Below are 24,782 nucleotides of genomic sequence, written 5' to 3'. Positions count from 1 at the left end.
GCATGACGGGAAGGAAGACCCGTCTTGTATCGTCGGTCGGCTGAAAGAGCAAGCCGCCTTTTGAGCGGGTCCGATGAAGCCTCAGAAGGGCTTCACGACGACCAGGATCACGATTGCGATCATCAGCAATGTGGGAATCTCATTGACGATCCGCCAGTGCCGTGCCGGTTTTTCGTTGCGGTCCTCGGCGAATTTGCGCACTGCGGCGGCCAGATAGCCGTGAATGCCCGACAAAATCAGCACCAGGCCGATCTTGGCATGCAGCCAGCCGCCCTGGAACGCAAAGATCTTCCAGGCCAGCCACAGCCCGAATACCCAGGTGAGGATCATCGCCGGATTGATGATGCCGCGCAGCAGGCGCCGCTCCATCACCTTGAAAGTCTCCGACTGCACGGAGCCCTTCTGCGCATCGACGTGATAGACAAACAGCCGCGGCAGATAAAGCATCCCAGCCATCCAGGAGATGACGGCGAGGATATGGATCGCCTTTGCCCAGGGGTAGAAGCTTTCCGGCGCGAAGAAAAACAAAAGCGCGGTGAGAACGATCAGGACAGCGATGCCAACGACCATGCGCTTCATCGCCTGGCCGGTGCTGTTGGTGTTATTTCTGTCAGCCATCAGCGTGCCGCGCTCCGAACCTGTTTCACCATCGCCTCGACATGCGCCACCGGCGTCTCCGGCGTGATGCCGTGGCCGAGATTGAAGATCAGCGGCCCGTTCCCCAGCGCCTGGAGGATCGCCTCGACGCCATCGGCCAACGCTTGGCCGCCGGCGACCAGCCGCAACGGATCGAGATTGCCCTGGACGGCGCCTTGCCGCTGCAACGCCTTCGCGGCCTCCAGCGGCACCGTCCAGTCGATTCCCAGCCCCGTCACGCCGGTCTTCTCGCGGTAGCTCTGGTAGCGGGCGCCGGCGCCCTTGGGAAAACCGATGATCGGCACGCCGGGATGAACCGCCCGAACCTGCCTGACGATCTCGGCCACCGGCTCGACGCAGAAGCGTTCGAACGAGGCATCGTCGAGCACCCCCGACCATGAATCGAAAATCTGCACGACATCCGCACCGGCCTCGATCTGCCGGATCAGATAGGACGCCGAATGGTCGGCGAGCACTTTCAGCAGCTGCCGAAACGCCGCCGGCTCGCGGTAGGCGAACAGCCTCGCCGGCGCCTGGTCCGGGGTGCCGTGGCCGGCGATCATATAGGTCGCCACCGTCCACGGGGCGCCGCAAAAGCCGATCAGCGTCGTTTCGTCGGGCAATTTCGCCCGCAGCCGGCGAAGCGTCTCGTAGACCGGTTCGAGATTCACGTGAAACACATCGCTTCCCAGCGCCGGAATCTCGGCCGCCGAAATCGGCGTCAGGAGCGGCCCACGCCCTTCCTCGAAGCGCACGTCGCGGCCAAGCGCATGGGGAACGACAAGGATGTCCGAAAACACGATCGAAGCGTCGAAGCCAAAGCGCTCGATCGGCTGCAGCGTCACTTCCACGGCAAGCTCGGGATCGTAGCAGAGATCAAGGAACGAGCCGGCCCGTCTTCGCGTCTCACGGTATTCCGGCAGATAGCGCCCGGCCTGTCGCATCATCCATAGCGGAGGAGGAAACACCGCCTCGCCTTTCAGCACATCCAGCATGATCCGTCTTGCAGGCATCGAGCGCTCGCTTCTCCCGGCTTCCTCTTAATCAAATATCTTATTTTAAAAGAGTCTTCTGATTCTAAGAGTCTGTTGGTTGTGGTGGTTGTCACCTGTCCCGCTTTGGCCGCCAAAACGCCAGCAAGCATATTGTCGCGCACTCCCGATCGCGGCTGGCAGGGTTCTGGGGACAATCAGGAATCCGCCACTGGAGTCAATGCGCTAGGTCTGATGCCCTGGAGACCTGCCTTGTGGACGAGCAAAAGGCAAAATGCTTCGTCCACGGACTTGTCCCCAGCCGCCAAGAGAAGCTGACAGCGCATCGAATTGTGGACAAACCGGCATCTGATACAGTCGCCTTCGGCCGGCCCGTCGGCCCGTCCGATCTTATCCACATCCGCCCACAGCCCCAGGTGATCCCTGTGAACAAACCCCAGAGCTTCTTTCACCTGCATCTGATTTCCGATGCCACGGGCGAAACCCTGCTCGCCGCCGGCCGCGCGGCTTCAGCGCAATACAAGGATGCACGCGCCATCGAGCACATCTACCCGCTCATCCGCACCGAAAAGCAGATAGCCAAGGTGTTCGAGGACATAGAGGAGGAGCCGGGCATCATCCTCTACACGGTGGTCGACCAGAAGCTGGCACGCGGCATCGACGAACGCTGCGCGGCCATGGGTCTGCCCTGTGTGTCCGTGCTGGAGCCAGTGCTGACGGTCTTCCAGTCCTATCTCGGGACGCCGGCCGGCCGCCGCGTCGGCGCCCAGCATGTGCTCGACGCCGAATATTTCCGGCGCATCGATGCGCTCAACTTCACCATGGACCATGATGACGGCCAGCTGCCGGCAAACATGGATGACGCCGATGTCGTGCTGATCGGCATTTCACGCACCTCGAAGACGCCGACCAGCATCTATCTCGCCAACCGCGGCATCAAGACCGCCAACATCCCGATCGTGCTCGGCGTGCCGGTGCCAGAAAGCCTGGTCAGCGCCAGGGCGCCGCTGGTCGTGGGGCTGATCGCCACCGCCGAGCGCATCTCGCATGTGCGCCAGAACCGTATCCTCGGCAATTCGAGCACCTATGTGCCGACCGAGTATGTCGACCGCGCCGCCATCAACGAGGAACTCGCCTACGCCCGCCAGATCTGCACCCGCCATGGCTGGCCGATGATCGACGTCAGCCGCCGCTCGATCGAGGAAACGGCGGCGGCGATCGTTGCCCTGCGGGGGAAGAACAGATAATTGGAACCGTGCGCCAACCTGCCAACAGAACCGCTGCGTGGTTCGAAAGGTCACGGCATGGATCCTAGGGTCTGCGCCGCGTCGCTTCGCTCCTTGCTTCGCCCTAGGATGACGAAGGGATGATTGTCTCGGCTAATCTCGAAGGTTTTATGACTTGCCAGCATCGTCACTTCTTATACGGCGACACAACTGCAAATCTCCGGCCGTTGAGATTAGCCGTGGATCGCAATGCATTCGTCATCCTAGGGCGAAGCAGGAGCGAAGCTCCGTCGCGCAGACCCTAGGATCCATGCCGTTACAGTGGCCAAGGGGTGCGGCGGCCGCTAGCGTCCCACCCAGCCAGCAACTCAACGACGGGTAACAGGCGAAAGATCATGACAGAAAAAATCGTCCTCGCTTCAGGCAGTCCGTTCCGCAAGGCGATGCTGGTCGATGCCGGCGTCGACATCGAGGCGGTTCCCGCGACGCTGGACGAGCGGGCGCTGGAAGCGCCGTTGCAGGACAGCGGCGCCTCGCCCGAGGACGTCGCGCTGGTGCTCGCCGAAGCCAAGGCCACCGAAGTCAGCGAGCGCCGGCCCGGGGCACTGGTGCTTGGCTGCGACCAGACGCTGTCCTTGGGTGACGAGGTGTTCCACAAGCCGGCCGACGTGGAGGGCGCGCGCCGCCATCTCCTGGCGTTGTCGGGCAAGACCCATCAGCTCAACAGCGCCGCCGTTCTGGTGCGCGACGGCAAGGTGCTGTGGCGCCATGTCGGCATCGCCTCGATGACCATGCGCAAGCTCGACCCCGCCTTCATCGGCCGGCATCTGGCTCGGGTCGGCGTCAAGGCATTGTCGAGTGTCGGCGCCTACCAGGTCGAGGGCGAAGGCATCCAGCTGTTCGAAAAAATCGAAGGCGACCATTTTACCATTGTCGGCCTGCCGCTGCTGCCGTTGCTGGCGGAACTGCGCGCACTGGGAGCCATCGATGGCTGAAACCTCGAAAAAGGCCTTCGTCACCGGCCACCCCATAAAACATTCGCGCTCGCCGATGATCCACGGTCACTGGTTGGCCAAGCATGGCATTGATGGCAGTTATCAGGCGATCGATGTGGCGCCCGAAAATTTCGCCGAATTCCTGGCGACGCTGCAGGCGAACGGTTATCGAGGCGGCAACGTCACCATCCCGCACAAGGAGGCGGCTTTTGCCGGGGTCGCGCGCCGCGACCATGCGGCCGACGAGATCGGCGCCGTCAACACGCTCTGGTTCGAGGACGGCACTTTGTGGGGCGGCAACACCGACGGCCACGGCTTTGCCGCCAATCTCGACGACCACGCTCCGGGCTGGGCGGCCAATGGCCCTGCCGTGGTGCTGGGTGCCGGGGGCGCCGCCCGTGCCGTCATCCATGCGCTGAAGGCGCGCGGCCTCGGTGATATCCGCATCGTCAATCGCACGCTCGCCCGGGCAATCGAATTGCGCGACCGCTTTGGCGCCGGGGTGTCCGCGCATCCGTTGGCGGCGACCGGCGAATTGCTGCGCGACGCCGGCCTGCTGGTCAACACCACGGCGCTGGGCATGCAGGGCAACGGGGATCTAGCCGCCGACCCCAAGGGTCTGCCCGCCCACGCCGTGGTCAACGACATCGTCTATGTGCCGCTCGAGACCCCCCTGCTCGCCGCCGCGCGGGCACGGGGGCTGAAGACGGTCGACGGGCTCGGCATGCTGCTCAACCAGGCGGTGCCCGGCTTCGAACGCTGGTTCGGCGTCAGGCCGAAGGTGACGGCTGAACTGCGCGCACTCATCGTTGCCGATCTGGTGCCCAAATCCCGGGTGCCGAAATCATGATCGTGCTCGGCCTTACCGGCTCGATCGGCATGGGCAAGTCGACCACGGCCAGGATGTTCGCCGAGGCAGGCGTTCCGGTGCATGATTCCGACGAGACGGTGCACCGCCTCTATGCAGGCAAGGCCGCACCGCTGGTCGAGGCCGCCTTTCCCGGCACCATGGTTCACGGAGGCGTCGACCGCGCAAAACTCGGCGCTCGCGTGCTCGGCGATGCCGCGGCCCTGAAAAAACTCGAAGCCATCATCCACCCGCTGGTCCGTGCCGATGCCGATGCCTTCCTGGCCAGGCATCGTGCAGCGGGCGAATCGATCGTGGTCCTCGACATCCCGCTGCTGTTCGAAACCGGCGGCCGTGGCCGCGTCGACAAGGTCGTCGTGGTGACGGCGCCGGCCGAAGTCCAGCGCCAGCGCGTGCTGGCGCGGCCTGGCATGAGCGAAGAAAAACTGGCGTCGATTCTGGCCAGGCAGGTGCCGGATGCCGAAAAGCGCCGGCTGGCCGATTTCGTCATCGACACCGGCGAGGGGCTGGACGCCGCGCGTGCGGCGGTTGCTTCGATCATTGCCGAAATCAAGGGATAAGTCGGGCTGCTGACGGCAGGCCGTCAGCATTGCCCATTGCCATTTTGTTCCGGTCTGGCGATTCTGCTCCCAGGAGCGACCTGATTCGATGCGTGAGATCATTTTCGATACGGAAACCACCGGCCTCGATTCGCGTGACGACCGCGTCATCGAGCTTGGCGGCGTCGAGCTGGTCAATCGCTTTCCGACCGGCAGGACCTTCCATCATTATATCAACCCGCAAGGCCGCGCGATCCATGCCGAGGCGCAGTCCGTGCACGGCATCAGCGCGGCCGATCTCGCGGGCAAGCCGAGCTTCGCCGAAATTGCCGAGGAATGGCTGAAATTCACGGAAGGCGCCAAGCTGGTCGCCCACAACGCCACCTTCGATATCGGCTTCCTCAATGTCGAATTCGGGCGGCTCGGCCACCCCCCTGTCGATAACGGGCTTGTCGTCGACACGCTGGCCCTGGCGCGCCGCAAGCACCCGATGGGACCCAATTCGCTCGACGCGCTGTGCCGGCGCTACGGCATCGACAATACCAAGCGCACCAAGCACGGCGCCCTGCTCGATTCCGAATTGCTGGCGGAAGTCTATATCGAGCTGATCGGCGGCAAGCAGGCCGCATTGATCCTCGACAGCGCCACCGCGCCGGCCCAGGGCGGCAACAATGTCAGGCATATCGAGATCATCGTTGCCGAGCGTCCGGCGCCGCTGCTGCCCCGCCTGACCGAAGCGGAGCGCGCCGCGCACGCCGCCATGGTCGCGACGCTCGGCGAAAAGGCGCTGTGGCTGAAAGCCTCCCCCCAGGAAGCAGCCCAGGCGCTGTCCTCATAAAGCCATCCGAGAAGCGGCCTCAGTAGGGCCATTCCCCCCGGCCCAGCGCGGCAACGGCCGCAATGATGCGCGCAAAAGCCTCCGCTGCGGCCGGCACGGTCGTGCGGGCGCGCAGGAAACTGTGCACGAGGCGGGGCTCCTCGTGCCACCAGGCCTTGCCCCCGGCCTCCAGGATATGGTCGCGATAGACTTCACCGTCCGACGACAGCGGATCGCATTCGGCCGTGATGATCACCGTCGGCGGCAGGCCGGAAAAGTCGCGGTCGCGCAGCGGCGAGAAGGTCGGATCGTCGGGCGATTGCTTCCTGGCTGAGCGGACGTCGCGGTAGAAGGCGGCGTCGCTCGTCGACAGCAGCGGCGCATCGGCGTGTTCCACGTAGGAGCCGATCGCCTCGTCGCCGCCGAGATCGGGATAGATCAGCACCTGGCCGATCGCGGCGCGCGGATGGTGACGCGCGGCCTGTGCCACCGCCGCCGCCAGATTGCCGCCCGCACTTTCACCGCAGAGCACGAGCGGCGGCTCGCTGGTCGCCGCCGCCCATTCGAAAGCCGCCAGCGCATCGTCGAAGGCGGCGGGGTGGAGATGCTCGGGCGCCAGCCGGTAATCGACCGACACAATGTCGAAGCCGGTGCCGGCACAGATTTCGGCGCAGATGTCGTCATGGCTTTCGAGCCCGCCGAGGATGAAACCGCCGCCGTGGAAATAGAGCCCTGTCGCGCGCGGCGTGGCGCCGGCGAGCCGGTAACGGCGGACCGGGATATCACGGTTCGAAGCGGCGACCAGGCTGTCGGTGGCCTTGACCCCGGGCGGACGGCCCTGGTGGAAGGCCCGGCACATCCTGGCGTAGACCGCGCGCTGCTTGTCGATCGGCAGGCCGGCGATCTCCGGCGGGTACCAGGCGTTGACGCTGTCGATATAGGCCCAGAGCGCCGGGTCGAGCCATGGTCCATATTTGCCGCGGCTGGTCATTTCAATCCGAGGGGCGCATCAAAGCTCGGCATAGAGACGGGCAGCATTTTCAAAAGTGAAGCGCAGGGGTACCGAGCCTTCGACCTGCCAGACGGTGACCGTCTCGCCGGCCAGCAGCCGGCAGGCGCCGTCGGTGTCGGTAACCGCGCCGCCATAGAGCCGGTTGGCAAGGTTGAGGATGCCGGTCTGGTGCATGGCCGCGCTGCCGCTGCCGCAGGCGTCCTTGACCAAAAGCACGCGAAAGCCCCTTGCCACGGCATCCCTGACCGACGCGTCGATACAGGCCTCGGTCCACACGCCAGCCATGACGAGCCATTCGATGCCGGAAGCCTTGAGCCGGTCGCCAGCCGGACCGGAGCGGAAGGCGCTGGCCTCGGCCTTGATCAGCAGCGCCTCGCCATTCGCCGGCGCCACTTCGTGGCAGATTTCTGTCAGCGGGTCGCTCTTGTCGGAAAAGGCCGACTTGCCGTCTTCGCCGACCGGATGGAAGGGCCGGTCCTGGCTGTCGAGATCGACGATATAGGCCCAGTGATAAAGCGGCACATGGTTTTGACGCGCCGCCGCCTGCAGGCGCTGGACATTGGCGAGGAGTTTATCATAGCCCTCGACGAGGTAGCGCTTGTCCCGCCGGTGCTCTTCCTGCAGGTCGATGAACACAGCGGCCACCGTGTCGGGGCGGATGGAAATGGGGGCTTTCATGCGGAGGGTTTTCCGGCTGACGCTGTTTCTCTGCTGGCGAAGGCTTGGACGATTGTCCGAAAAGGCCCCGCGACTTCGTCATTCCAGGGCGCAGCAGCCGCGAAGCGGCGTCGCGAAGACCCTGGAATCCATGCCGTGATGTTTGTCGAAGGATACAGCGGAGCGGATCCTAGGGTCTGCGCCGCGTCGCTTCGCACCTTGCTCCGCCCTAGGATGACGAAGCGAGAGGCGTGGCGGCTAATCTCTAATGCTGGCAGTACCGCGTGTAGGCCAGCGGCGGAGACCACCATCAAATCTCTTTCTCCAGAAACTCATCCTCATAGGGAAAGCGCGACAGAAGCTCGGTGCCGGTCTCGGTGATCAGGATTTCGTCCTCCAGCTTGACGCCTTCGCGGCCGCCCTTCTCGCCAATATAGCTTTCCACGCTCACCACCATGCCTGGCACGATATGGCCGTCGCGGCCATAGGTCTCGTAATCCATGGCATGCGCGATGAATGGTGTCTCGCCATGCATGCCGACGCCGTGCATGACCGAGGTGTAGCGCTGGTCGACGAAGCGGTCCGGAATTTTCCACGCCTTCTCGGCGATCTCGCGGAACGCCATGCCGGGCTTCACGATCGAAATATTGTGCTGAACCTGATCGTGCGCCATGCGGTAGAGCGATTTCTGATAAGGCGTCGGTCTGCCCGGCCCGCAGCGGAAGGTGCGCGAAAAATCCGAATAATAGCCGTAACAGCCGATCGTGTCGGTATCGAGCGCCAGCAATTCGCCGGGCCTGATCTTGCGGCCGCTGGCTTCATTGAACCACGGATTGGTGCGCTGGCCCGAGGTCAAGAGCCGCGTCTCGATGAATTCGCCACCCTGGCGGATGACCTCGCCATACATGATGGCGAACAGATCGTTTTCGGAAACGCCGGGCTTGATCGCCTCGCGCACCGCATAGACGGCGGCTTCGGCGCCCGCCATCGACACCTGCAGGCATTTCACCTCTTCCGGCGTCTTCACCGCGCGCACGGCGAGGATTTCGCCCTGGCAATCGCGAACCTCGCAGCCGCGCTTTTCAAGCGCCAGCGCCTGCAGATGGCTGCAGCGGTCGAGCCCGAGCTTCATCGAGCCGCCGCCATGCTTTCTCAGCAGCTCGGCGATCTCGTCGGCGAAGGGACCGGCGGTTTCGTCGTCGCGGCCGGAGACCGAAGACCAGACGAGCTTGGAAGGACGCGCCTCCTCGATCGTGTCGAGCACCATCGAGACATGGTAGCTCTGCGGATATTCGAACAGCACGATCGGCCCGTCGGCCGGAATGAAGAAATAGCGGGTCGAGTTGCGCAGGAAATAGCCGAACATGTTGCGCGAACCGGTGGCGTAGCGCTGGTTGTAGGGGTCGAACAAAACGACGCCGCCATAGCCGGCCTCGCGCATCCAGCCGCGCAGTTTGTCGAGCCGGCCTTTGCGCAAGGCGTCGGCATCGATGAAAGACGGCTCGGTGTCGGACAGCCACATGCCGCCGGCCGGATCGGCCGCCGCCGGGTGGCGCATGCGATCCTTGAAGTCGACGTCCTCGGTGCTGTCGGGGTCGAAAACGACGATGCTCATGGTGTCTGGCCTTTGGCTGGGTGTAGGGCCAGAGCATGGCGCAGGGGGATCGGGGCGATTGTGCGGAAAACCGCGTGGGTTGTGCGGGATACCGCTGCAGGACAGAGGGGGGGCGCTGTCCCGCCAACGCCTCCCGCGTCAACGCTCGCGCTAATGCCTTCTCGCCATCTTCGGCGCATGGCCATGCTCCTCGCGAAAAGCGCGGGCAAAGCTCGACATCGAGGCAAAGCCGCAGGCCAGCGCCACGTCGCGCACGGCAAGCGTCGAATGCGCCAGCAGGTCGGCGGCGCGTTTCAGCCTGAGCCGTCGATAATAGCCGTTGGGCGAGATGGCGAGTTCGGAGCGGAACGAGCGTTCGAGCTTGTCGGAGGAAACGCCGAGCTTCGCCGTCAGCTCGGCCATGCCGAGCCGCTCCTCCACCGCGTCTTCCATGATGGCGATGGCCGACAGCACCAGCTCGTTCTGCACGCCGGTGCGCAGCCTGAGCGGCATCAGCTTGCGGTCGACGCTCGAGCGCAATTGGCTGTGCACGAACCACTCGGCGACGCCCGCGGCAAGCTCGGCGCCGTAGTCGCGGGTGATGATCTCCAGCATCATGTCGAGGCTGCCGACGCCGCCGGCCGAGGTAAAACGCTTGCGGTCGATGACGTAGAGATCGCGGCGCAGCTCGATGTTGGGGAACGCCTCGGTGAAGGCGGCCTGGCTGGTCCAGTGCAAGGTGCAGGCATGGCCGTCGAGCAGGCCCGCGCGTGCCAGGAAGAACGCCGCGTCCGCCACGGCCCCGATATGGGCGCCATTGCGCAGGCTGCGGCGGATCCAGCTCGCTGCGTCCTCGGCGACGAGATGGTCGGCGTCGCCGCCCGAGCAGACCACGATGCGGTCGACCTTGGGCGCTGCCTCGGCGTAAAAGCCTGGCTGGATGACGACGCCGTTGGAAGCCTCGACCGTCCCTTCCGTCGCCCCGACGATGATCCAGCGGTAGCATTCCCGCTTCGCCAGTATGTTGGCGGCGCGCAGTGGCTCGATGACGGAACTGAACGCCATCATCGGAAAGCCGGGGAACACCAGCACCGCGAAGGTGAGCGGGGCGTCCGTGGGTTTGGATGGTTCGCGCGTGGCCATGACGTCCGGAGCCGGGAGGATCGGGGCTACAATTCGGACAGATGGGCTTCGGGGTCAACGGTGTTCGGCCGAAGGCGAAGGGGCGAACGCAAGCGCTCAGTCCAGATACCGGGACACGCGCGCCTTCAGAAGCGCGATCAGCTCCGGGTCCATGAATTCATAATCGTCGGGGATATCGAGGCAGATCACCTTGGCCGCCTTCAGGCTGGCCTTGAATTGCTTCCGCAGTTTCGTCCGGTGGGTTTTCTCCATGACAAAGATGATGTCCGCCCAGCCGACGAGTTCGTGCGTCAGCGGCGTGTCGGCGTCATGATTGGTGCCAGCCGAGGCGACTTCGATGTCGCGCCGCGTGGAAAACACCTGTTCGGCGGTCGGGCTGCGCAAGCGGTTCTGGCTGCAGACGAAGAGGACGTTTTTCAAGGTTTAGCGCGCCAAGTCCGCGACCACGGCGTCGAGCACGATCATGCCGGCCGGCGTGGCGCGCAGGCGGGCGTTGCCGATCGGCGCCACCAGGCCCTCGCCCTGCAGCACCGACAGCCGAGCGCTCGACAGCCCGCGCCCGGAAAAGGCCTCGTAGCGCGAGAGGTCGATGCCTTCGGCGAGCCTGAGCCCCATCAAAAGAAATTCGTCCGCCTCTTCGGAGCGCGTCAGCAGTTCGCCGCCGGTGATGCCATGGCCCTTGGCCTCGACCAGATTGGCCCAGGTTTCCGGCATCCGTTCGGCGATGGTCACCACACGGTGGCCGTTCTCGACGAAGCGGCCATGCGCGCCGGGGCCGACGCCGACATATTCGCCGTAGCGCCAATAGGTCAGATTGTGCCGGCTCTCGGCCCCCGGCCTGGCGTGGTTGGAGATCTCGTAGGCCGGCAGGCCGTGCGCCGACGTGATTTCCTGCGTCAGCGCATAGAGATCGGCGGCGTGGTCGTTGTCGGGAACGACGAATTTCTTCGCCGCGTGCAGCGCATGGAAGGGCGTGCCTTCCTCGATGGTCAGCTGGTAGAGCGACAGGTGGTCGGCGGCATGGCCGATCGCCTGTTCGAGTTCCGCCTGCCAATCCTCCGGCGTCTGCCCGGGCCGCGCATAGATCAGGTCGAAGGAGAGCCGCGGAAAGATTTCGCGCGCGAGCCCGATGGCGTGCAAGGCTTCCCTTACATTGTGCAGCCGGCCGAGAAAGCGCAAATCCTTGTCGTTCAGCGCCTGCACGCCAAGCGAGACGCGGTTGACGCCCGCCGCCCGGTAACCGCGAAACCGCTCCGCCTCGACCGAGGACGGATTGGCCTCGAGCGTCACCTCGATGCCATCAGGCACCGTCCAATTCCCAGCCACGGCGTCCAGAACCCTGGCCACGGTTTCCGGCTTCATCAGCGACGGCGTGCCGCCGCCGAGGAAGATGCTGGTCACTTCGCGTGGCCCGGTGCGCTGGCGCATCGTTGCCAACTCGGCCTCGAAGGCGGCGGCGAAGCGCTCCTGGTCGACCGGCTGGTGGCGGACATGGCTGTTGAAGTCGCAATAGGGGCACTTGGCCGCGCAGAACGGCCAATGGACATAGACGCCGAAGCCGGGACCGCGGTCGAGCGCCATGGTGGTGCCGGGTCCGATCATGCCGAGCCAGGCCTCACCGAACCAAGCCGGGCTTGGGCGAATTTCTGGAAGGCGCGGGCGCGGTGCGACAGCGCCGTCGCCTGGCCGGGTTTCCAGCCGTGCTTTTCCTCCGCGCTCATCTCGCCGAAGGTCTTGTCGAAGCCATTGGGCAAAAACACCGGATCGTAGCCGAAGCCGAGCTCGCCGCGCGGCGGCCAGACCAGCGTGCCCTCGGCCTCGCCGCGATAATATTCGGCCTCGCCGTCGGGAAAGGCGAGGCAGATGACGGCGACAAAGCGGCCCGTGCGCCGTTCGGGCGTGGCCGCGCCGACTTCCTGCATCGCCACTTCGGTGCGCTGCATGGCCATGGCGAAATCGCGCGAACCGTCCGGAGTCTCGGCCCAGTTCGCGGTATAGACGCCGGGCGCGCCGTCGAGCGCGTCGACGCAGAGGCCGGAATCGTCCGACAGTGCCGGCAGGCCGGTCGCCTTTGCGGCGGCAAAGGCCTTGATGTAGGCGTTTTCCTCGAAGGTGGTGCCGGTTTCGTCCGGTTCGGGCAGGCCATACGCCTTGGCTGATTTCGCCTCGAAGCCGAACGGTCCCATCAGCTCGGCGAATTCGCGCAGCTTGCCTTCATTGTGGCTGGCGACGACGATCTTCTTGCCATCAAGCGTATGGAGGTTTGGCGAGTGCATCAAAGGCCCCAGATTCTCGGCTCGGCGAACTCGATCGAATTGCCCGAAGGGTCGCGTATATAGATCGAACGGCCACCTTGCGGCCATTCGAATTCGCTTTCGATGGCGATTTTCTTCGCCAAGAGATGGGCTTTCCAGCCGTCGATTTCAGCGGCGTTTGCGGCAAAGCACAGATGGCCTTCGCCGACCGTGCCGTGCGGCGGCACTTTCAGTCGCGCATCGGGCGCGGGCGGAATCTTGGTCGCCTCGGCGTTGAAGATCAGCAGCACGCCCGGGCCACAGCGGAAGAAAAGGTGGCGGCCTTCTACCTTGCCAAGCAGGGTAAGGCCGAGGATATCGGTGTAGAAGACCTCTGCTTCAGCGAGGTCGGTGACATAGAGGGCGGATTCAAGAATGGCAGAGGGTGTCACGAGGCACCCCCCTCTGGCCTGCCGGCCATCTCCCCCGCAAGGGGGGAAATTGGCAGCGTGAGCGCCGGCTCATGGTATTCTATGCTGATTATTGGCGAAGCTCTCGACAACAGCCGATCTCCCCCCTTGCGGGGGAGATGCCCGGCAGGGCAGAGGGGGGTGCCCAGGCTCCGCATGAAAAATTAAGCCACCGCCATCTGCTGCAGGCTGACCAACCGGGAAATGCCCTTCTTGGCCAGGCCCATCAAGGCCGCGAACTGCTCTTCGGAGAAAGGCTCGCCCTCGGCGGTGCCCTGGATCTCGACGATGCCGCCCTTGCCGGTCATGACGAAATTGGCGTCGGTGCCGGCCGAGGAATCCTCGATATAGTCGAGATCGATGACCGGCTGGCCGTCATGGATGCCGCAGGAAATCGCCGCGACATGATCCTTCAGCACTTTCGAAACGCTGGCCATCTGCCGCGCTTCCATCCAGCGCAGGCAGTCATACAGCGCCACCCAGCCGCCGGTGATCGACGCGGTGCGGGTGCCGCCATCGGCCTGGATGACGTCGCAGTCGACGGTGATCTGCTGTTCGCCCAGCGCCTGCAGGTCGACCACGGCGCGTAGCGAACGGCCGATCAGCCGCTGGATTTCCAGCGTGCGGCCGCCCTGCTTGCCGGCGGAGGCCTCGCGGCGCATGCGCTCGCCTGTCGAGCGCGGCAGCATGCCATATTCGGCCGTCACCCAGCCCTTGCCGGAATTGCGCATCCAGCCAGGCACCTTTTCCTCGAGGCTGGCGGTGCACAGGACATGCGTGTCGCCGAACTTCACCAGGCACGAGCCTTCGGCATGCTTGGAGACGCCGCGCTCGAAGGAGATGGCGCGCATTTCGTCGAATTGGCGTTTGGAGGGGCGCATTCGGCCTGCTTTCTTGTCATTTTTTGAATCGTGGCCGGCTTGTAGCCCCACCAAGCCCACGGCGCAAAGGAAAATGGCCGAGCGACCCGACACAGACACCGGGTTGCGCGCGGCCCACCGAAGTCTATATCCTGGAACCGGAGGTTTTTAGCCGAATGACCAAGGCAGTCGATCCCGCCTCGCAGTCGCTGGCTCTTCAGTCACTCGACATGCGCTCGCGCGACATCTTCCGGCGCATCGTCGATTCCTATCTGCGGGACGGCGAACCCGTGGGCTCGCGCAGCCTGTCGCGCATCCTGCCGTCCTCGCTGTCGCCGGCCACCATCCGCAACGTGATGAGCGACCTCGAGCATCTCGGGCTGATCTACGCGCCGCACATCTCGGCCGGGCGCCTGCCGACCCAGGCTGGCCTGCGTTTCTTCGTCGATGCCTTCATGGAACTTGGCGACCTCTCCGACGAGGAGCGCCGCACCATCGAGGCGCAGGTGCGGGCCTCCGGCTCGGGCGCGACGCTGGAGCATATGTTGACCGAAGCCAGCCAGATGCTGTCGGGCATGTCGCGGGGCGCCGGCCTGGTGCTGGCCGCCAAGAACGAGGTGGCGCTCAAGCATATCGAATTCATCCAGCTGGAGCCGACCAAGGCGCTTGCCGTGCTGGTATCGCAGAATGGCGATGTCGAAAACCGTGTCGTCGAGCTGCCCGCCGGCATCACCGTCTCGCAACTGCACGAGGCCTCGAATTTCCTCAACGCGCATATCCGTGGCCGCACGCTGGCCGAGGCGCGCACCGAGATCGCCCGCATCAAGGAAGAGACGAGAGCCGCCCTCGACACGCTGTCGCAGGACCTCGTCGAGAAGGGGCTTGCGGTGTGGGCGGGCGCCGAAAGCGGCCTGCCGGCGCGGCTCATCGTGCGCGGCCGCGCCAATCTGCTGGAAAACGTCACCGCCCAGGCCGACATCGAACTCTTGCGCCACCTGTTCGAGGACATGGAGACGCAGGACGGGCTGATCCAATTGCTCGACCTCGCCGAGCAGGGATCGGGCGTGCGCATCTTCATCGGCTCGGAAAACAAGCTGTTCTCGCTGTCGGGCTCGTCGCTGGTGGTGGCGCCCTATCGCGACAAGGACGCCCGCGTCGTCGGCGCGCTCGGCGTCATCGGCCCGACAAGGCTGAACTATGCCCGCATCGTGCCGATGGTGGATTATACGGCACAGCTGATTTCCCGCATGCTGAGGTAAGGAGTTCGAGGAATTATTGCTTTGGTTTCCATGCCGGAATTCGACCGCGAACGACTTTCCTGGCGGGACCGTAATCCAGACAGGCTGCAAAGGAGAAAAGAATGGCGCTGGAATCGTTCAAGGCCCAGATCAGTCTGCTGCTCGAGGAGATGGTCAACCAGCCGGAGGACCAGCACGAAATTCAGGAACAGCTGCGCGAAAAACTGCGCGAGATGCGCGCCATGGGCCTGCCATTGCCGGCCGATCTCGTTGAATTGGAAAAACGCCTGGACGACGATTTTTACGCTGCCGGGACCTGACCCGAGAAGTTTTGCGCATCGTGCGCAACGGAACCCACGGGCAAACCGATCGTTGCTTTCCTTCATGACGGATTGGAGGAAGTGATGCGATTAGCCGGACTGGCGATGTCCGCACTGTTTGTCACGACCGCGGCGCTGGCCCAGCAAGCCGACCAGCCTGTGCTCAAAGGCCCGGCCGCCTTCGGCGATTGGCGGGCGGACAGGCCCGGCGTGCGCCGGCTGATCAAGCCGGAAGACCTGCCGAAACCCTATGTCACCAAATCCGCGTCCAACAGCGCCGGCGTGATCGACATGCCGGCGGACGCAAAGCCGCATTTGCCGCCGGGGTTTTCGGCCGAGTTGATCGCCTCGGGGATCGACAATCCGCGCGTCGTGCGCATCGCACCCAATGGCGACCTGTTCGTTGCCGACAGCAAGGCCAACCAGGTTCGGGTCTATCGCCTGGCGAAGGGCAGCGCGAAAGCCGCGGAGAAAAGCATCTTTGCCGGCGGTCTCAACCGGCCCTATGGCATTGCCTTCTATCCCCCTGGCAAGGACCCGCAATGGGTCTACGTCGCCAACAGCGACAGCATCGTGCGTTTTGCCTACGGCAATGGCGACCTGAAGGCCTCGGGCGAGCCGCAAACCATCGTCGCCGACATTCCTTCGACCCACCACTGGACCCGCGACATCGCCTTCTCGCCCGACGGCAAGACACTTTACCTCTCCGTCGGCTCCGGCTCGAATGTCGCCGAGGACATGGGCAAGAGGCCCAGGGGCGGGCTCGACGCCTGGGTCAAGGCTAAGCCGCTCGGCGCCAGTTGGGGTTCCGAGGCGGGCCGGGCCGAGGTCCGGGCCTTCGATCCCGACGGCAAGAACGGCCGCACAGTCGCCACCGGCTTGCGCAACTGTTCGGGCATGACCGTCCAGCCGGCGACCGGCGCGCTATGGTGTGTCGTCAACGAGCGCGACGGGCTCGGCGACAATGTGCCCGCCGAATACGCGACATCGGTCAGGGAAGGCGCCTTCTATGGCTGGCCCTGGTATTATATCGGCGACAATGAGGACCCGCGCCACAAGGGCGAGCGGTCCGATCTCGCCGGCAAGGCTGACAGTCCCGACGTGCTGATGCAGGCGCATTCGGCGCCGCTCAACATCGCCTTCTACGATGGCAAGGATTTGCCCGCCGACACCGGCTTTCCCCAGGCGTATCGAGGCGACGCCTTCGTTGCCCTGCACGGTTCGTGGAACCGCGGCAACAGGACCGGCTACAAGGTGGTCCGGCTTCTGTTCAAGGACGGCAAGCCAACCGGCGAATACGAGGATTTCATGACCGGCTTCGTCGTTTCCAATGGCGAGGTGTGGGGCCGCCCGGTCGGCGTTGCGGCGGCCGGCGACGGATCCTTGATCGTCTCCGAGGACGGCAACGGCACGATCTGGCGCGTGACTTATGGTGGCGACCGCTCCTGATCCTTGCTTGCGAACCGGGCCATTGCCGTCTGGCGCAAGCGAATCCCGCGCTCAGGGCGTTCTCCTGGAGGCCCGCCTCGTGCGACAACGGGCGCGACCGCCCTTGGACGCCAACGCCAATGACCCTCACCGGATTCCTCGCCTATAGCGCCGCTCTTGGTATCGCCGCCGCCATTCCTGGCCCCGGCATCACCGCGTTGGTCGCGCGTGCGCTGGGCTCGGGCTTTCGCTCGTCGCTGGCCATGTCCTTCGGACTCATGCTGGGCGATCTCACCTACCTGACCGCCGTGGTGCTGGGCCTCGCCTTCGTCGCGCAGGAGTTCGGCATGGTTTTCCTGGCCATCAAATGGGCCGGCGTCGCCTACCTGGCTTTTCTCGGCTGGCGCTTCTGGACCGCCGGCATCACACCCGAAACCATCGAAGCCAGGAAGGGAAAGGGCGGCTTGCTGTCGAGCTTCGTCGCCGGCCTCACCGTGACGCTCGGCAACCCCAAGACGATGATCTTCTACCTCGCCATCACGCCGACCATCGTCGACCTGAAGACGATCGCGCTTGCCGATTACGGCATTCTCGTCGCGCTGACGGTCGTCGTCCTGTTCGTCGTGCTGGTTCCTTACCTGGCGCTGGCGGCCAAGGCGCGCTGGTTCCTGAAGTCGCCGCGCGCGCTGAAGGTGCTGAACCGCACCGCCGGCGCCTTCATGGTTGGCGCGGCGGCGGCGATCGCCGCTCGTCAGTAGGTCGTTTCGGCCAAACCATTCCCTGCCCCGGCTGTTTCGGGAAATGCTTTTCCGAGGGCCAGGCGTTTTCAGCACGCGCCCCACTCGGATATTTTCCAGCCGCAGCCTATCTTGCGCGGTTGAAAGCCCTATTCTGTCGGCTACTGCCAATTGCCTGAAATCCAGGGAGCGAAACCAATGAACAAGCCCGTCACTTCAGCCCGCGTGCCCGGCCGCGGCCGCATCTACGATTCCATCACCGACACGATCGGCGACACGCCCCTGGTACGGCTCGACAAGTTCGCCAAGGAGAAGGGCATCGTCGCCAATCTGGTCGCCAAGCTCGAATTCTTCAATCCGATCGCCTCGGTCAAGGACCGTATCGGCGTAGCGATGATCGAGGCGCTGGAAGCGGCCGGCAAGATTGCCCCCGGCAAGACCACGCTGATCGAACCGACATCCGGCAACACTGGCATCGCGCTCGCCTTCGCCGCCGCCGCCAAGGGCTACAAGCTGATCCTGACCATGCCGGAGACAATGTCGGTCGAGCGCCGCAAGATGCTGGCGCTGCTCGGCGCCGAGCTGGTGCTGACCGAAGGCCCGAAAGGCATGAAGGGCGCCATCGCCAAGGCCGACGAACTGGCCGCGACGATCCCCAACGCCATCATTCCGCAGCAGTTCGAAAACCCGGCCAATCCAGAGATCCATCGCAAGACGACGGCGGAGGAAATCTGGAACGACACCCAGGGCGGGATCGACATCTTCATCGCCGGCATCGGCACTGGCGGCACCATCACCGGCGTCGGCCAGGTCTTGAAGAAGCGCAAGCCCGCGCTGCTTGTCGTCGCCGTCGAGCCGGATGCCTCGCCGGTGCTGTCGGGCGGCCAGCCCGGCCCGCACAAGATCCAGGGCATCGGCGCCGGCTTCGCGCCAAAAATCCTCGACACCACGGTCTATGACGAGATCGTCAAGGTCTCGAACGAGGATTCGGTCGCCAATGCGCGCCTCATCGCCCGCCTCGAAGGCGTGCCGGTCGGCATCTCGTCGGGCGCGGCCCTGCAGGCGGCCATCGTCGTCGGCTCGCGCCCGGAGAACAAGGGCAAGACCCTGGTCGTGGTCATCCCCGACTTTGCCGAGCGGTATCTGTCGACGATCCTGTTCGAGGGGCTGGGAGCTTAGGCTTCGATACCCAAGAACAGCAGCGCTAACGTGGCTTGTTTAGCGTCCTGAGCCTGGCCCGTTGAAAAACCTGCCGTGGAGTCCTTACCCGACTTGAGTAGCCCCTGCTTCCGGTGCAAATCTCGAGCGCGCCCTGATTCGGGCCGGGGGAGGATTTTATGTACAAGCTCTACACGCGTCCGGGCAGCGGCGGCTTTGTCGTCGAGGCGGCGCTGGCGCTGATCGATGCGCCTTTCCAGCAGATCGACGTGCCGAAGAGCGAGGCGCCCGATCCGGCCTTCCTCGCCATCAGCCCGTTGAACCAGGTGCCGGTGCTGACCTTGCCGGACGGACGCTCGGTCACCGAATCGGCGGCGATCTGCATCCTGCTCGCCGAGCGCCACCCGCAAGCCGGCCTTGCGCCGGCGGCCGGCGCGCCTGCCCGCGCGGAATTCCTGCGCTGGATGGCGTTCATGTCCTCGGTGCTCTACCCGGCGATGCTGCGGCTCTACTACGCCCATCGCTACACGACGGATGCCGAGGGCACGAAGGCGGTGAAACAGGCGGCGGTCGCCGAGATGGACCGCGGGTTTGCCGTCGTCGATGCAGCCTTGCGCAACCGCGACTGGCTCGCCGGCGATCGGATGTCGCTGGCCGACATCTATCTCGTCATGCTGGTGGCCTGGCATCCCGACATCGACATGGCCCGGGCGGCCTGGCCCGGTATCGAACGCCTGTGGGCGCGGTTGCGCGAGCATCCGCTCATGAAGACGCTCAACACGTCGCACGAGATGTGGCCGGCCTGAACGAGGTGGTCCGAAAGGCCGCCCGCGCCCGGGAGCTCATTGGATGAGAGCGGCGCGTCTTGCCTGCAGGAAGCGGCGCACCGCCGGATCGCGCTCTAGGCCGATCGCCCGATCATAGGCTTCGAGCGCCTGCGGTGCCTGGCCGAGCCTGGCCAGCAGGCCGGCCCGCGCGGCCCAGTAGGGCTGGTAGTCATTGAGCCGCTTGTCGTCTCCCAGCACGTAAAGAGCCGCCAACCCTGCCACGGCGCCCTCGGTCTCTGCGATCGCCACCGCGCGGTTGATCGCCACGACCGGTGATCCCGCGATCGAAAACAGCGCTTCGTAGAGCGCGCGGATCGCCGCCCAGTCGGTGCGGCCGCTCAGTCGTCGCGCCACATGCGCCGACTGGACCGCCGCCTCGAGCTGATAGCGGCCGATCGTGCCCATGGCGGCGGCACGGCGGAGCAGCGCTTCGGCCTCGTCGACCAGGGCGTGATCCCACAGTGCATGGTCCTGCTCGGCGAGCGGCACATACTCTCCGGCCGTGTCGCGACGCGCGGCGCGGCGCGCTTCGGCGAACAGCATCAGCGACAGCAGGCCCAGCGCTTCCGGCTCTTGCGGCAGCAGCGAGGCCACCAGCCGGCCGAGCCAGATGCCTTCGGTGGCGAGGTTCCGGCGCCGCGTCTCGGTACCGGCCGGGTCGGACCAGCCCTCGGCGAAAGCGGCGTAGATTGCCTCCAGCACCGCGTCCAGCCTTTCGCCGAGTTCGGCTCGCTCCGGTACGCGGAACGGAATGCCGGTCTCGCGGATGCGGCTCTTGGCGCGCACCAGGCGCTGCCCCATCGTTGACGGCGAGAGCAGGAAAGCGGAAGCGATCGTCGCGGCATCGAAGCCGAGGATGGTCTGCAGGATCAGCGGCGCCCGCACGCCGGGTTCGATCGCCGGATGGGCGCAGGCGAACATCAGCCGCAATCGTTCGTCGGGCAGGTCCTCATCGGTCATGCGCGCCTCCGCCTCCTCGGCAATCAGCTTGAGATGGTCGCGGCCGGCTTCGCCGGTCAGCCGCCGCCGCACCGCATCGACACGCCGCCGCCTTGCCACGGCGAGCAACCAGGCTTCCGGCTTTTCCGGCACGCCGGTGCGCGGCCAGCGCTCAAGCGCCGCCGCAAAGGCGTCGGCCAGCGCATCCTCCGCGGCAGCCACGTCGCGCGTGCGCGCCGCCAGCCAGGCGACCAGCTTGCCGTAGCTCTGCCGGGCGGCCGTCTCGGCGGCCACCCGGGCGATTTCGGGGCGTGTGTCCATCACGCCGTCATTTCCTGGGCAGATAGTCGGCCATTTCCCAGATCGGCCGCACCTCGACAGTCCCGGTGCTGGCCGCCGGACAGCGCGCCGCCCAGGCGATCGCGGCGTCGGCGTCCTCGGCCTCGATCATGTAGAAGCCGGCAAGCTGCTCCTTGGTGTCGGCATAGGGGCCGTCGAGCACGCTGGTCTTGCCGTCAGTCATCCGGACCAGGGTGGTCGCCTGGCTCGGGCGCAGCCTGTCGCCGGCCAGCCAGGTGCCGGACTTCTTCAGCGCTTCCGTGTAGGCGTCATAGGCGGCGCTCATCTGATAGGTCGCCTCGGTCGGCACGTTCGCCATCGCGGCTTCGTCGGCGTAGATCATAAGCATGTATCGCATGGGTCTTCTCCCGTGGTTTCGAAGGCCGCTTCGTTGCGGGCCGAACGTATGTCGCGCGACCTTGGCCGATTTCGACAGGCGCTGGAAAAACTTTCGGCTCCGGCCGCGCCTTGTGCAAGCGGGCATATGTTTGGCGACCTCTCAGCCATTCGTCTAACGAGCGGAATTGCGGGTTGGCATTTCCCTTCGGCTGTCTAAACTCGCCCGGTTCGCGTCAGGGAGGCGATGCGGCCGATATTTCAGGGAGGAAACCGGATGTTGAATTTCAGGACGAAATTTGTTGCTGCCGGCGCGATGGCGCTTTCCCTTGGCCTTGGCGCGGTGTCGGCCACCGCGCAGGAATTCATCAACGTGCTGACCGGCGGAACTTCGGGCGTCTATTATCCGCTCGGCGTGGCACTGTCGGAAATCTACGGCAAGGGCATCGAGGGCGCCCGCACCCAGGTGCAGGCGACCAAGGCCTCGGTCGAGAACCTCAACCTCCTGCAGCAGGGCAAGGGCGAGATCGCGTTCGCGCTCGGCGATTCCGTCAAAATGGCCGCCGAGGGCAATGCCGAGGCCGGCTTCCCCGGCAAGCTCGACAAGCTGCGCGGCATCGCCGCCATCTATCCCAATTACATCCAGATCGTCGCCAGCCAGGAATCCGGCATCAAGACGCTCGCCGACCTCAAGGGCAAGAGCTTGTCGGTGGGCGCGCCGGCATCGGGCACCGAGCTCAACGCGCGGGCCATCTTCGCCGCCGCCGGGCTGAAATACGAGGACCTCGGCCGCGTCGAATATCTGCCCTTCGCCGAATCGGTCGAGCTGATCAAGAACCGCCAGCTCGACGCCACGCTGCAATCGGCCGGGCTGGGCGTCGCCTCGATCCGCGATCTCGCCACCTCGCTGCCGATCAATGTCGTTGCGGTGCCGGCCGAAGACGTCGCCAAGATCGGCTCGCCCTATCTGTCGGTGGTCATTCCCAAGGGCACCTATGAGGGCCAGGCAGAGGATGTCGCGACAGCCGCCGTCGGCAACTTCCTCATCACCCGTGCCGATGTCTCGGATGAGACCGCCTACCAGATGACCAAGCAGATGTTCGAGCATCTCGACCAGCTTGCCGCCGCGCACGCCGCCGCCAAGGCGATCGACCCGGCCAAGGCCCTCGACGGCATGCCGGTGCCGCTGCATCCGGGCGCGGAGCGGTATTACAAGGAGAAGGGGCTGCTGAAGTAGGCGAGGACTATCTGAGATGTCTTCGCGACGCGCCTCGCACTATCATTCGCTCATTTTGGAGTGCGTCGGATGAGCGAAGCAGTCGACGGCAAATCCTCCACCTTCCATCTCCCCGTCGCCGAAGAGCAGGTCGAAGGACTGCCGCCGGGTTTCGGCGACGGCATCGCCGGCAAGGCGGCCTTCGCCATCGCGGTCGCTTTTTCCGCCTTCCAGATCTACATCGCCGCCTATGGCAGCCTGCCGAGCCAGGTGGTGCGGGCCATGCATGTCGGCTTCCTGCTGCTGCTCGGCTTCGGCCTGATCGCCAATCTGCGCGCCACCAACCTGCCGGCCAAGGCCGCGTTCTGGACGCTGGGCGTGCTCGGCTTCGGCACCGGCCTGTACAATTGGGTGTTCTATACCGACCTCATCCGGCGCTCCGGCTTCCTCACCACGCCGGACCTGATCGTCGGCGCGGTGCTGGTGGTGCTGGTCTTCGAGGCGGCGCGCCGGCTGATGGGACTGCCGCTGGCGGCCATCGCCTTCATCTTTCTCGCCTATTGCTTCGTCGGCAATCATCTGCCGCCGCCCTTCATCCATCGCGGCTATGACTTCGCCCAGCTGGTCGACACCTTCGCCTACGGCACCGAAGGCATTTACGGCACGCCGATCTATGTCTCGGCCGCCTATATTTTCATCTTCGTCGTCTTTGCCGCCTTCCTGGAGCGCGCCGGAATGATCGCGCTGTTCAACGATTTCGCGCTCGGCCTGGTCGGCACCTGGCGCGGCGGCCCGGCGCAGGTCTGCGTGCTGTCCTCGGCGCTGATGGGCACCATTTCCGGTTCCGGCGTCGCCAATGTGGTGGCCAGCGGCCAGTTCACGATTCCCTTGATGAAGCGCTTCGGCTTCCGCTCGGCCTTTGCCGGCGCCGTCGAGGCGACCTCATCGATGGGCGGCCAGATCATGCCGCCGGTGATGGGCGCGGTCGCCTTCATCATGGCCGAGACGCTGAACATCCCCTATGCCGACGTGGTCAAGGCGGCCATCATCCCGGCGCTGCTCTATTTCGGCGCCTGTTTCTGGCAGGTGCATCTGGAGGCAGGCAAGGCCGGCCTGAGCGGCATGGCCAAGGCGGACCTGCCCAACCCCTGGGACGCCGTGCGACAGCACTGGCCGCTGGTGCTGCCGCTGGCGGCGCTGATCTATCTGCTGTTCGCCGGCTACACGCCGGTCTTCGCCGGTACGATGGGCCTGGCGCTGACCATCGTGCTGATCCTCGGCACGCCGCTGGCGGCGCTGATCGGGCCGCTCGCCTTCCGCGTCGTCTTCTGGCTGGCGCTGGGGCTTGCCGCCGCCTCCTTCATGAAATTCGGCGTCAACATCCTCAGCCTTGTCATCGCCGCACTCGTCATTGCCTGCCTTGCCTTCAGGGGTGGCCGCGAGACGCTGCGGATCTGCATCGATTCGCTTGCCGAAGGCGCCAAGAACGCGCTGCCGGTCGGCATTGCCTGCGCCATCGTCGGCATCGTCATTGGCACCCTGACGCTGACCGGCATCGCCTCGACCTTCATCGGCTGGATCATCTCGATCGGCGAGAACAATCTGTTCCTGTCGCTGGTGCTGACCATGCTGACCTGCCTGGTGCTCGGCATGGGCATCCCGACCATCCCCAACTACATCATCACCTCGTCGCTGGCCGGGCCGGCGCTGCTATCGCTCGGCGTGCCGCTGGTGGTCAGCCACATGTTCGTCTTCTATTTCGGCATCATGGCCGACCTGACGCCGCCGGTGGCGCTGGCCGCCTTTGCCGCCGCACCCATGGCCAAGGAGAGTGGCCTCAAGATCGGTATCCAGGCGACAAAACTAGCCATTGCCGGCTTCGTCGTTCCGTTCATGGCGGTCTACACGCCGGCGCTGATGCTGCAGGACGCCGGACCGATCGCCGCCCAGTTCGGTTATCCCGTCGAGGTCGCCTACATCGTTCTCAAGGCCTGCATGGGCATCGTGCTGTGGGGCGCCGCCGCCGTCGGCTTCCTTGCCACGCGCATGGCCTGGTGGGAACGGCTGGTCGCCTTCGCCGCCGGCGTGCTGCTGGTGGCGGCGGTGCCGCTGACCGACGAGACCGGCTGGGCGCTGTCGCTGGCCTGGATCGGCTGGCATGTCTGGCGTGCCCGGCAGGCGCCGGCCAGGGCATGATCCCG

26 protein-coding genes are annotated in these 24,782 nt (G+C 65.1%); 13 read left to right on the top strand and 13 right to left on the bottom strand.

Going from position 1 to position 24,782, the window contains the following annotated elements; translation table 11 throughout:
* Nucleotides 1-81: 81 nt before the first annotated feature.
* Both hemJ and hemE read right to left on the bottom strand, forming a co-directional pair.
* Nucleotides 82-618 carry a protoporphyrinogen oxidase HemJ gene (hemJ, locus tag MESAU_RS04200; RefSeq protein WP_015314809.1) on the bottom strand — a complete coding sequence of 179 codons (537 nt, stop codon included), beginning with the start codon at nt 616-618 and terminating at the stop codon, nt 82-84.
* On the bottom strand, nt 618-1,649 hold the full coding sequence (gene hemE / locus MESAU_RS04195) for a uroporphyrinogen decarboxylase (protein WP_015314808.1): 1,032 nt from the start codon (nt 1,647-1,649) through the stop codon (nt 618-620). Before hemE ends, hemJ begins: the two co-directional genes overlap by 1 nt.
* 404 nt (nt 1,650-2,053) lie before the next feature.
* Here hemE and MESAU_RS04190 point away from each other — a divergent pair, with 404 nt between their 5' ends.
* The 5 genes from MESAU_RS04190 (at nt 2,054) to dnaQ (ending at nt 6,094) form a co-directional block, all read left to right on the top strand.
* Nucleotides 2,054-2,875 carry a pyruvate, water dikinase regulatory protein gene (locus MESAU_RS04190; protein WP_041163277.1) on the top strand — a complete coding sequence of 274 codons (822 nt, stop codon included), beginning with the start codon at nt 2,054-2,056 and terminating at the stop codon, nt 2,873-2,875.
* 374 nt (nt 2,876-3,249) lie between these two features.
* The gene (locus MESAU_RS04185) at nt 3,250-3,849 is read left to right on the top strand and encodes a Maf-like protein (RefSeq protein WP_015314806.1); all 600 of its coding nucleotides are present in this window, start codon (nt 3,250-3,252) and stop codon (nt 3,847-3,849) included.
* A complete protein-coding gene (locus MESAU_RS04180) occupies nt 3,842-4,699 on the top strand; it encodes a shikimate dehydrogenase (protein WP_015314805.1) in 858 nt (285 codons plus the stop codon). Before MESAU_RS04185 ends, MESAU_RS04180 begins: the two co-directional genes overlap by 8 nt.
* Complete coding sequence (gene coaE / locus MESAU_RS04175) at nt 4,696-5,277, top strand: dephospho-CoA kinase (RefSeq protein ID WP_015314804.1); 582 nt, start codon at nt 4,696-4,698, stop codon at nt 5,275-5,277. Before MESAU_RS04180 ends, coaE begins: the two co-directional genes overlap by 4 nt.
* Before the next feature lie 88 nt (nt 5,278-5,365).
* The gene (gene dnaQ / locus MESAU_RS04170; RefSeq protein WP_015314803.1) at nt 5,366-6,094 is read left to right on the top strand and encodes a DNA polymerase III subunit epsilon; all 729 of its coding nucleotides are present in this window, start codon (nt 5,366-5,368) and stop codon (nt 6,092-6,094) included.
* Nucleotides 6,095-6,113: 19 nt separating this feature from the next.
* Here the strand turns inward: dnaQ and MESAU_RS04165 are convergent, their stop codons facing one another.
* The 9 genes from MESAU_RS04165 to rph all read right to left on the bottom strand — a co-directional run bounded on the left by MESAU_RS04165 (nt 6,114) and on the right by rph (nt 14,064).
* Nucleotides 6,114-7,064: an alpha/beta hydrolase fold domain-containing protein gene (locus tag MESAU_RS04165; protein WP_015314802.1), complete on the bottom strand. Its 951-nt coding sequence runs from the start codon at nt 7,062-7,064 to the stop codon at nt 6,114-6,116.
* An 18-nt stretch (nt 7,065-7,082) separates the two neighbouring features.
* The gene (locus MESAU_RS04160; protein ID WP_015314801.1) at nt 7,083-7,763 is read right to left on the bottom strand and encodes an isochorismatase family protein; all 681 of its coding nucleotides are present in this window, start codon (nt 7,761-7,763) and stop codon (nt 7,083-7,085) included.
* Between the two features lie 289 nt (nt 7,764-8,052).
* The gene (locus MESAU_RS04155; RefSeq protein ID WP_015314800.1) at nt 8,053-9,357 is read right to left on the bottom strand and encodes a M24 family metallopeptidase; all 1,305 of its coding nucleotides are present in this window, start codon (nt 9,355-9,357) and stop codon (nt 8,053-8,055) included.
* Between the two features lie 150 nt (nt 9,358-9,507).
* On the bottom strand, nt 9,508-10,479 hold the full coding sequence (locus MESAU_RS04150; RefSeq protein WP_015314799.1) for a GlxA family transcriptional regulator: 972 nt from the start codon (nt 10,477-10,479) through the stop codon (nt 9,508-9,510).
* Between the two features lie 96 nt (nt 10,480-10,575).
* The gene (locus tag MESAU_RS04145) at nt 10,576-10,899 is read right to left on the bottom strand and encodes a low molecular weight protein tyrosine phosphatase family protein (RefSeq protein WP_015314798.1); all 324 of its coding nucleotides are present in this window, start codon (nt 10,897-10,899) and stop codon (nt 10,576-10,578) included.
* A 3-nt stretch (nt 10,900-10,902) separates the two neighbouring features.
* Complete coding sequence (hemW, locus tag MESAU_RS04140) at nt 10,903-12,081, bottom strand: radical SAM family heme chaperone HemW (RefSeq protein WP_015314797.1); 1,179 nt, start codon at nt 12,079-12,081, stop codon at nt 10,903-10,905.
* Nucleotides 12,078-12,755 carry an RdgB/HAM1 family non-canonical purine NTP pyrophosphatase gene (gene rdgB, locus MESAU_RS04135; protein ID WP_015314796.1) on the bottom strand — a complete coding sequence of 226 codons (678 nt, stop codon included), beginning with the start codon at nt 12,753-12,755 and terminating at the stop codon, nt 12,078-12,080. The genes hemW and rdgB overlap by 4 nt, the downstream gene beginning before the upstream one ends.
* Nucleotides 12,755-13,165, bottom strand: a complete 411-nt coding sequence (locus tag MESAU_RS04130) for a VOC family protein (RefSeq protein ID WP_015314795.1) — start codon at nt 13,163-13,165, stop codon at nt 12,755-12,757. The genes rdgB and MESAU_RS04130 overlap by 1 nt, the downstream gene beginning before the upstream one ends.
* 182 nt (nt 13,166-13,347) lie before the next feature.
* Nucleotides 13,348-14,064 (bottom strand): ribonuclease PH, encoded by a 717-nt coding sequence (rph, locus tag MESAU_RS04125; RefSeq protein ID WP_015314794.1) that lies wholly within the window; start codon nt 14,062-14,064, stop codon nt 13,348-13,350.
* 155 nt (nt 14,065-14,219) lie between these two features.
* Here rph and hrcA point away from each other — a divergent pair, with 155 nt between their 5' ends.
* The 6 genes from hrcA (at nt 14,220) to MESAU_RS04095 (ending at nt 19,730) form a co-directional block, all read left to right on the top strand.
* Nucleotides 14,220-15,302: a heat-inducible transcriptional repressor HrcA gene (gene hrcA, locus MESAU_RS04120; protein WP_015314793.1), complete on the top strand. Its 1,083-nt coding sequence runs from the start codon at nt 14,220-14,222 to the stop codon at nt 15,300-15,302.
* A gap of 101 nt (nt 15,303-15,403) precedes the next feature.
* The gene (locus MESAU_RS04115; RefSeq protein WP_015314792.1) at nt 15,404-15,601 is read left to right on the top strand and encodes a hypothetical protein; all 198 of its coding nucleotides are present in this window, start codon (nt 15,404-15,406) and stop codon (nt 15,599-15,601) included.
* An 84-nt stretch (nt 15,602-15,685) separates the two neighbouring features.
* Nucleotides 15,686-17,050, top strand: a complete 1,365-nt coding sequence (locus MESAU_RS04110) for a PQQ-dependent sugar dehydrogenase (RefSeq protein WP_015314791.1) — start codon at nt 15,686-15,688, stop codon at nt 17,048-17,050.
* Nucleotides 17,051-17,169: 119 nt separating this feature from the next.
* Nucleotides 17,170-17,787 carry a LysE family translocator gene (locus MESAU_RS04105; protein WP_015314790.1) on the top strand — a complete coding sequence of 206 codons (618 nt, stop codon included), beginning with the start codon at nt 17,170-17,172 and terminating at the stop codon, nt 17,785-17,787.
* A 177-nt stretch (nt 17,788-17,964) separates the two neighbouring features.
* Nucleotides 17,965-18,945 carry a cysteine synthase A gene (gene cysK / locus MESAU_RS04100; protein WP_015314789.1) on the top strand — a complete coding sequence of 327 codons (981 nt, stop codon included), beginning with the start codon at nt 17,965-17,967 and terminating at the stop codon, nt 18,943-18,945.
* Between the two features lie 158 nt (nt 18,946-19,103).
* A complete protein-coding gene (locus MESAU_RS04095) occupies nt 19,104-19,730 on the top strand; it encodes a glutathione S-transferase family protein (protein WP_015314788.1) in 627 nt (208 codons plus the stop codon).
* Nucleotides 19,731-19,766: 36 nt separating this feature from the next.
* On the opposite strand, the gene MESAU_RS04090 is transcribed toward MESAU_RS04095, so the two are convergent.
* Nucleotides 19,767-21,011, bottom strand: a complete 1,245-nt coding sequence (locus tag MESAU_RS04090; protein WP_015314787.1) for an RNA polymerase sigma factor — start codon at nt 21,009-21,011, stop codon at nt 19,767-19,769.
* A gap of 7 nt (nt 21,012-21,018) precedes the next feature.
* Entirely contained in the window at nt 21,019-21,387 is a 369-nt protein-coding gene (locus MESAU_RS04085) for a YciI family protein (protein ID WP_015314786.1), read from the bottom strand.
* A 255-nt stretch (nt 21,388-21,642) separates the two neighbouring features.
* Here MESAU_RS04085 and MESAU_RS04080 point away from each other — a divergent pair, with 255 nt between their 5' ends.
* Together MESAU_RS04080 and MESAU_RS04075 are read left to right on the top strand one after the other, a co-directional pair.
* Nucleotides 21,643-22,602 (top strand): TAXI family TRAP transporter solute-binding subunit, encoded by a 960-nt coding sequence (locus MESAU_RS04080; RefSeq protein WP_015314785.1) that lies wholly within the window; start codon nt 21,643-21,645, stop codon nt 22,600-22,602.
* Nucleotides 22,603-22,671: 69 nt separating this feature from the next.
* Nucleotides 22,672-24,777, top strand: coding sequence for a TRAP transporter permease (locus tag MESAU_RS04075; protein ID WP_015314784.1), 2,106 nt, complete (start codon nt 22,672-22,674; stop codon nt 24,775-24,777).
* Nucleotides 24,778-24,782 lie beyond the last annotated feature (5 nt).

Origin of the sequence: Mesorhizobium australicum WSM2073, assembly GCF_000230995.2 — a bacterium.
Taxonomy (GTDB): Bacteria; Pseudomonadota; Alphaproteobacteria; order Rhizobiales; family Rhizobiaceae; genus Mesorhizobium; species Mesorhizobium australicum.
The sequence above is the reverse complement of the archived record's forward strand: the minus strand, read 5'-3'. Positions and strand labels throughout refer to the sequence as shown.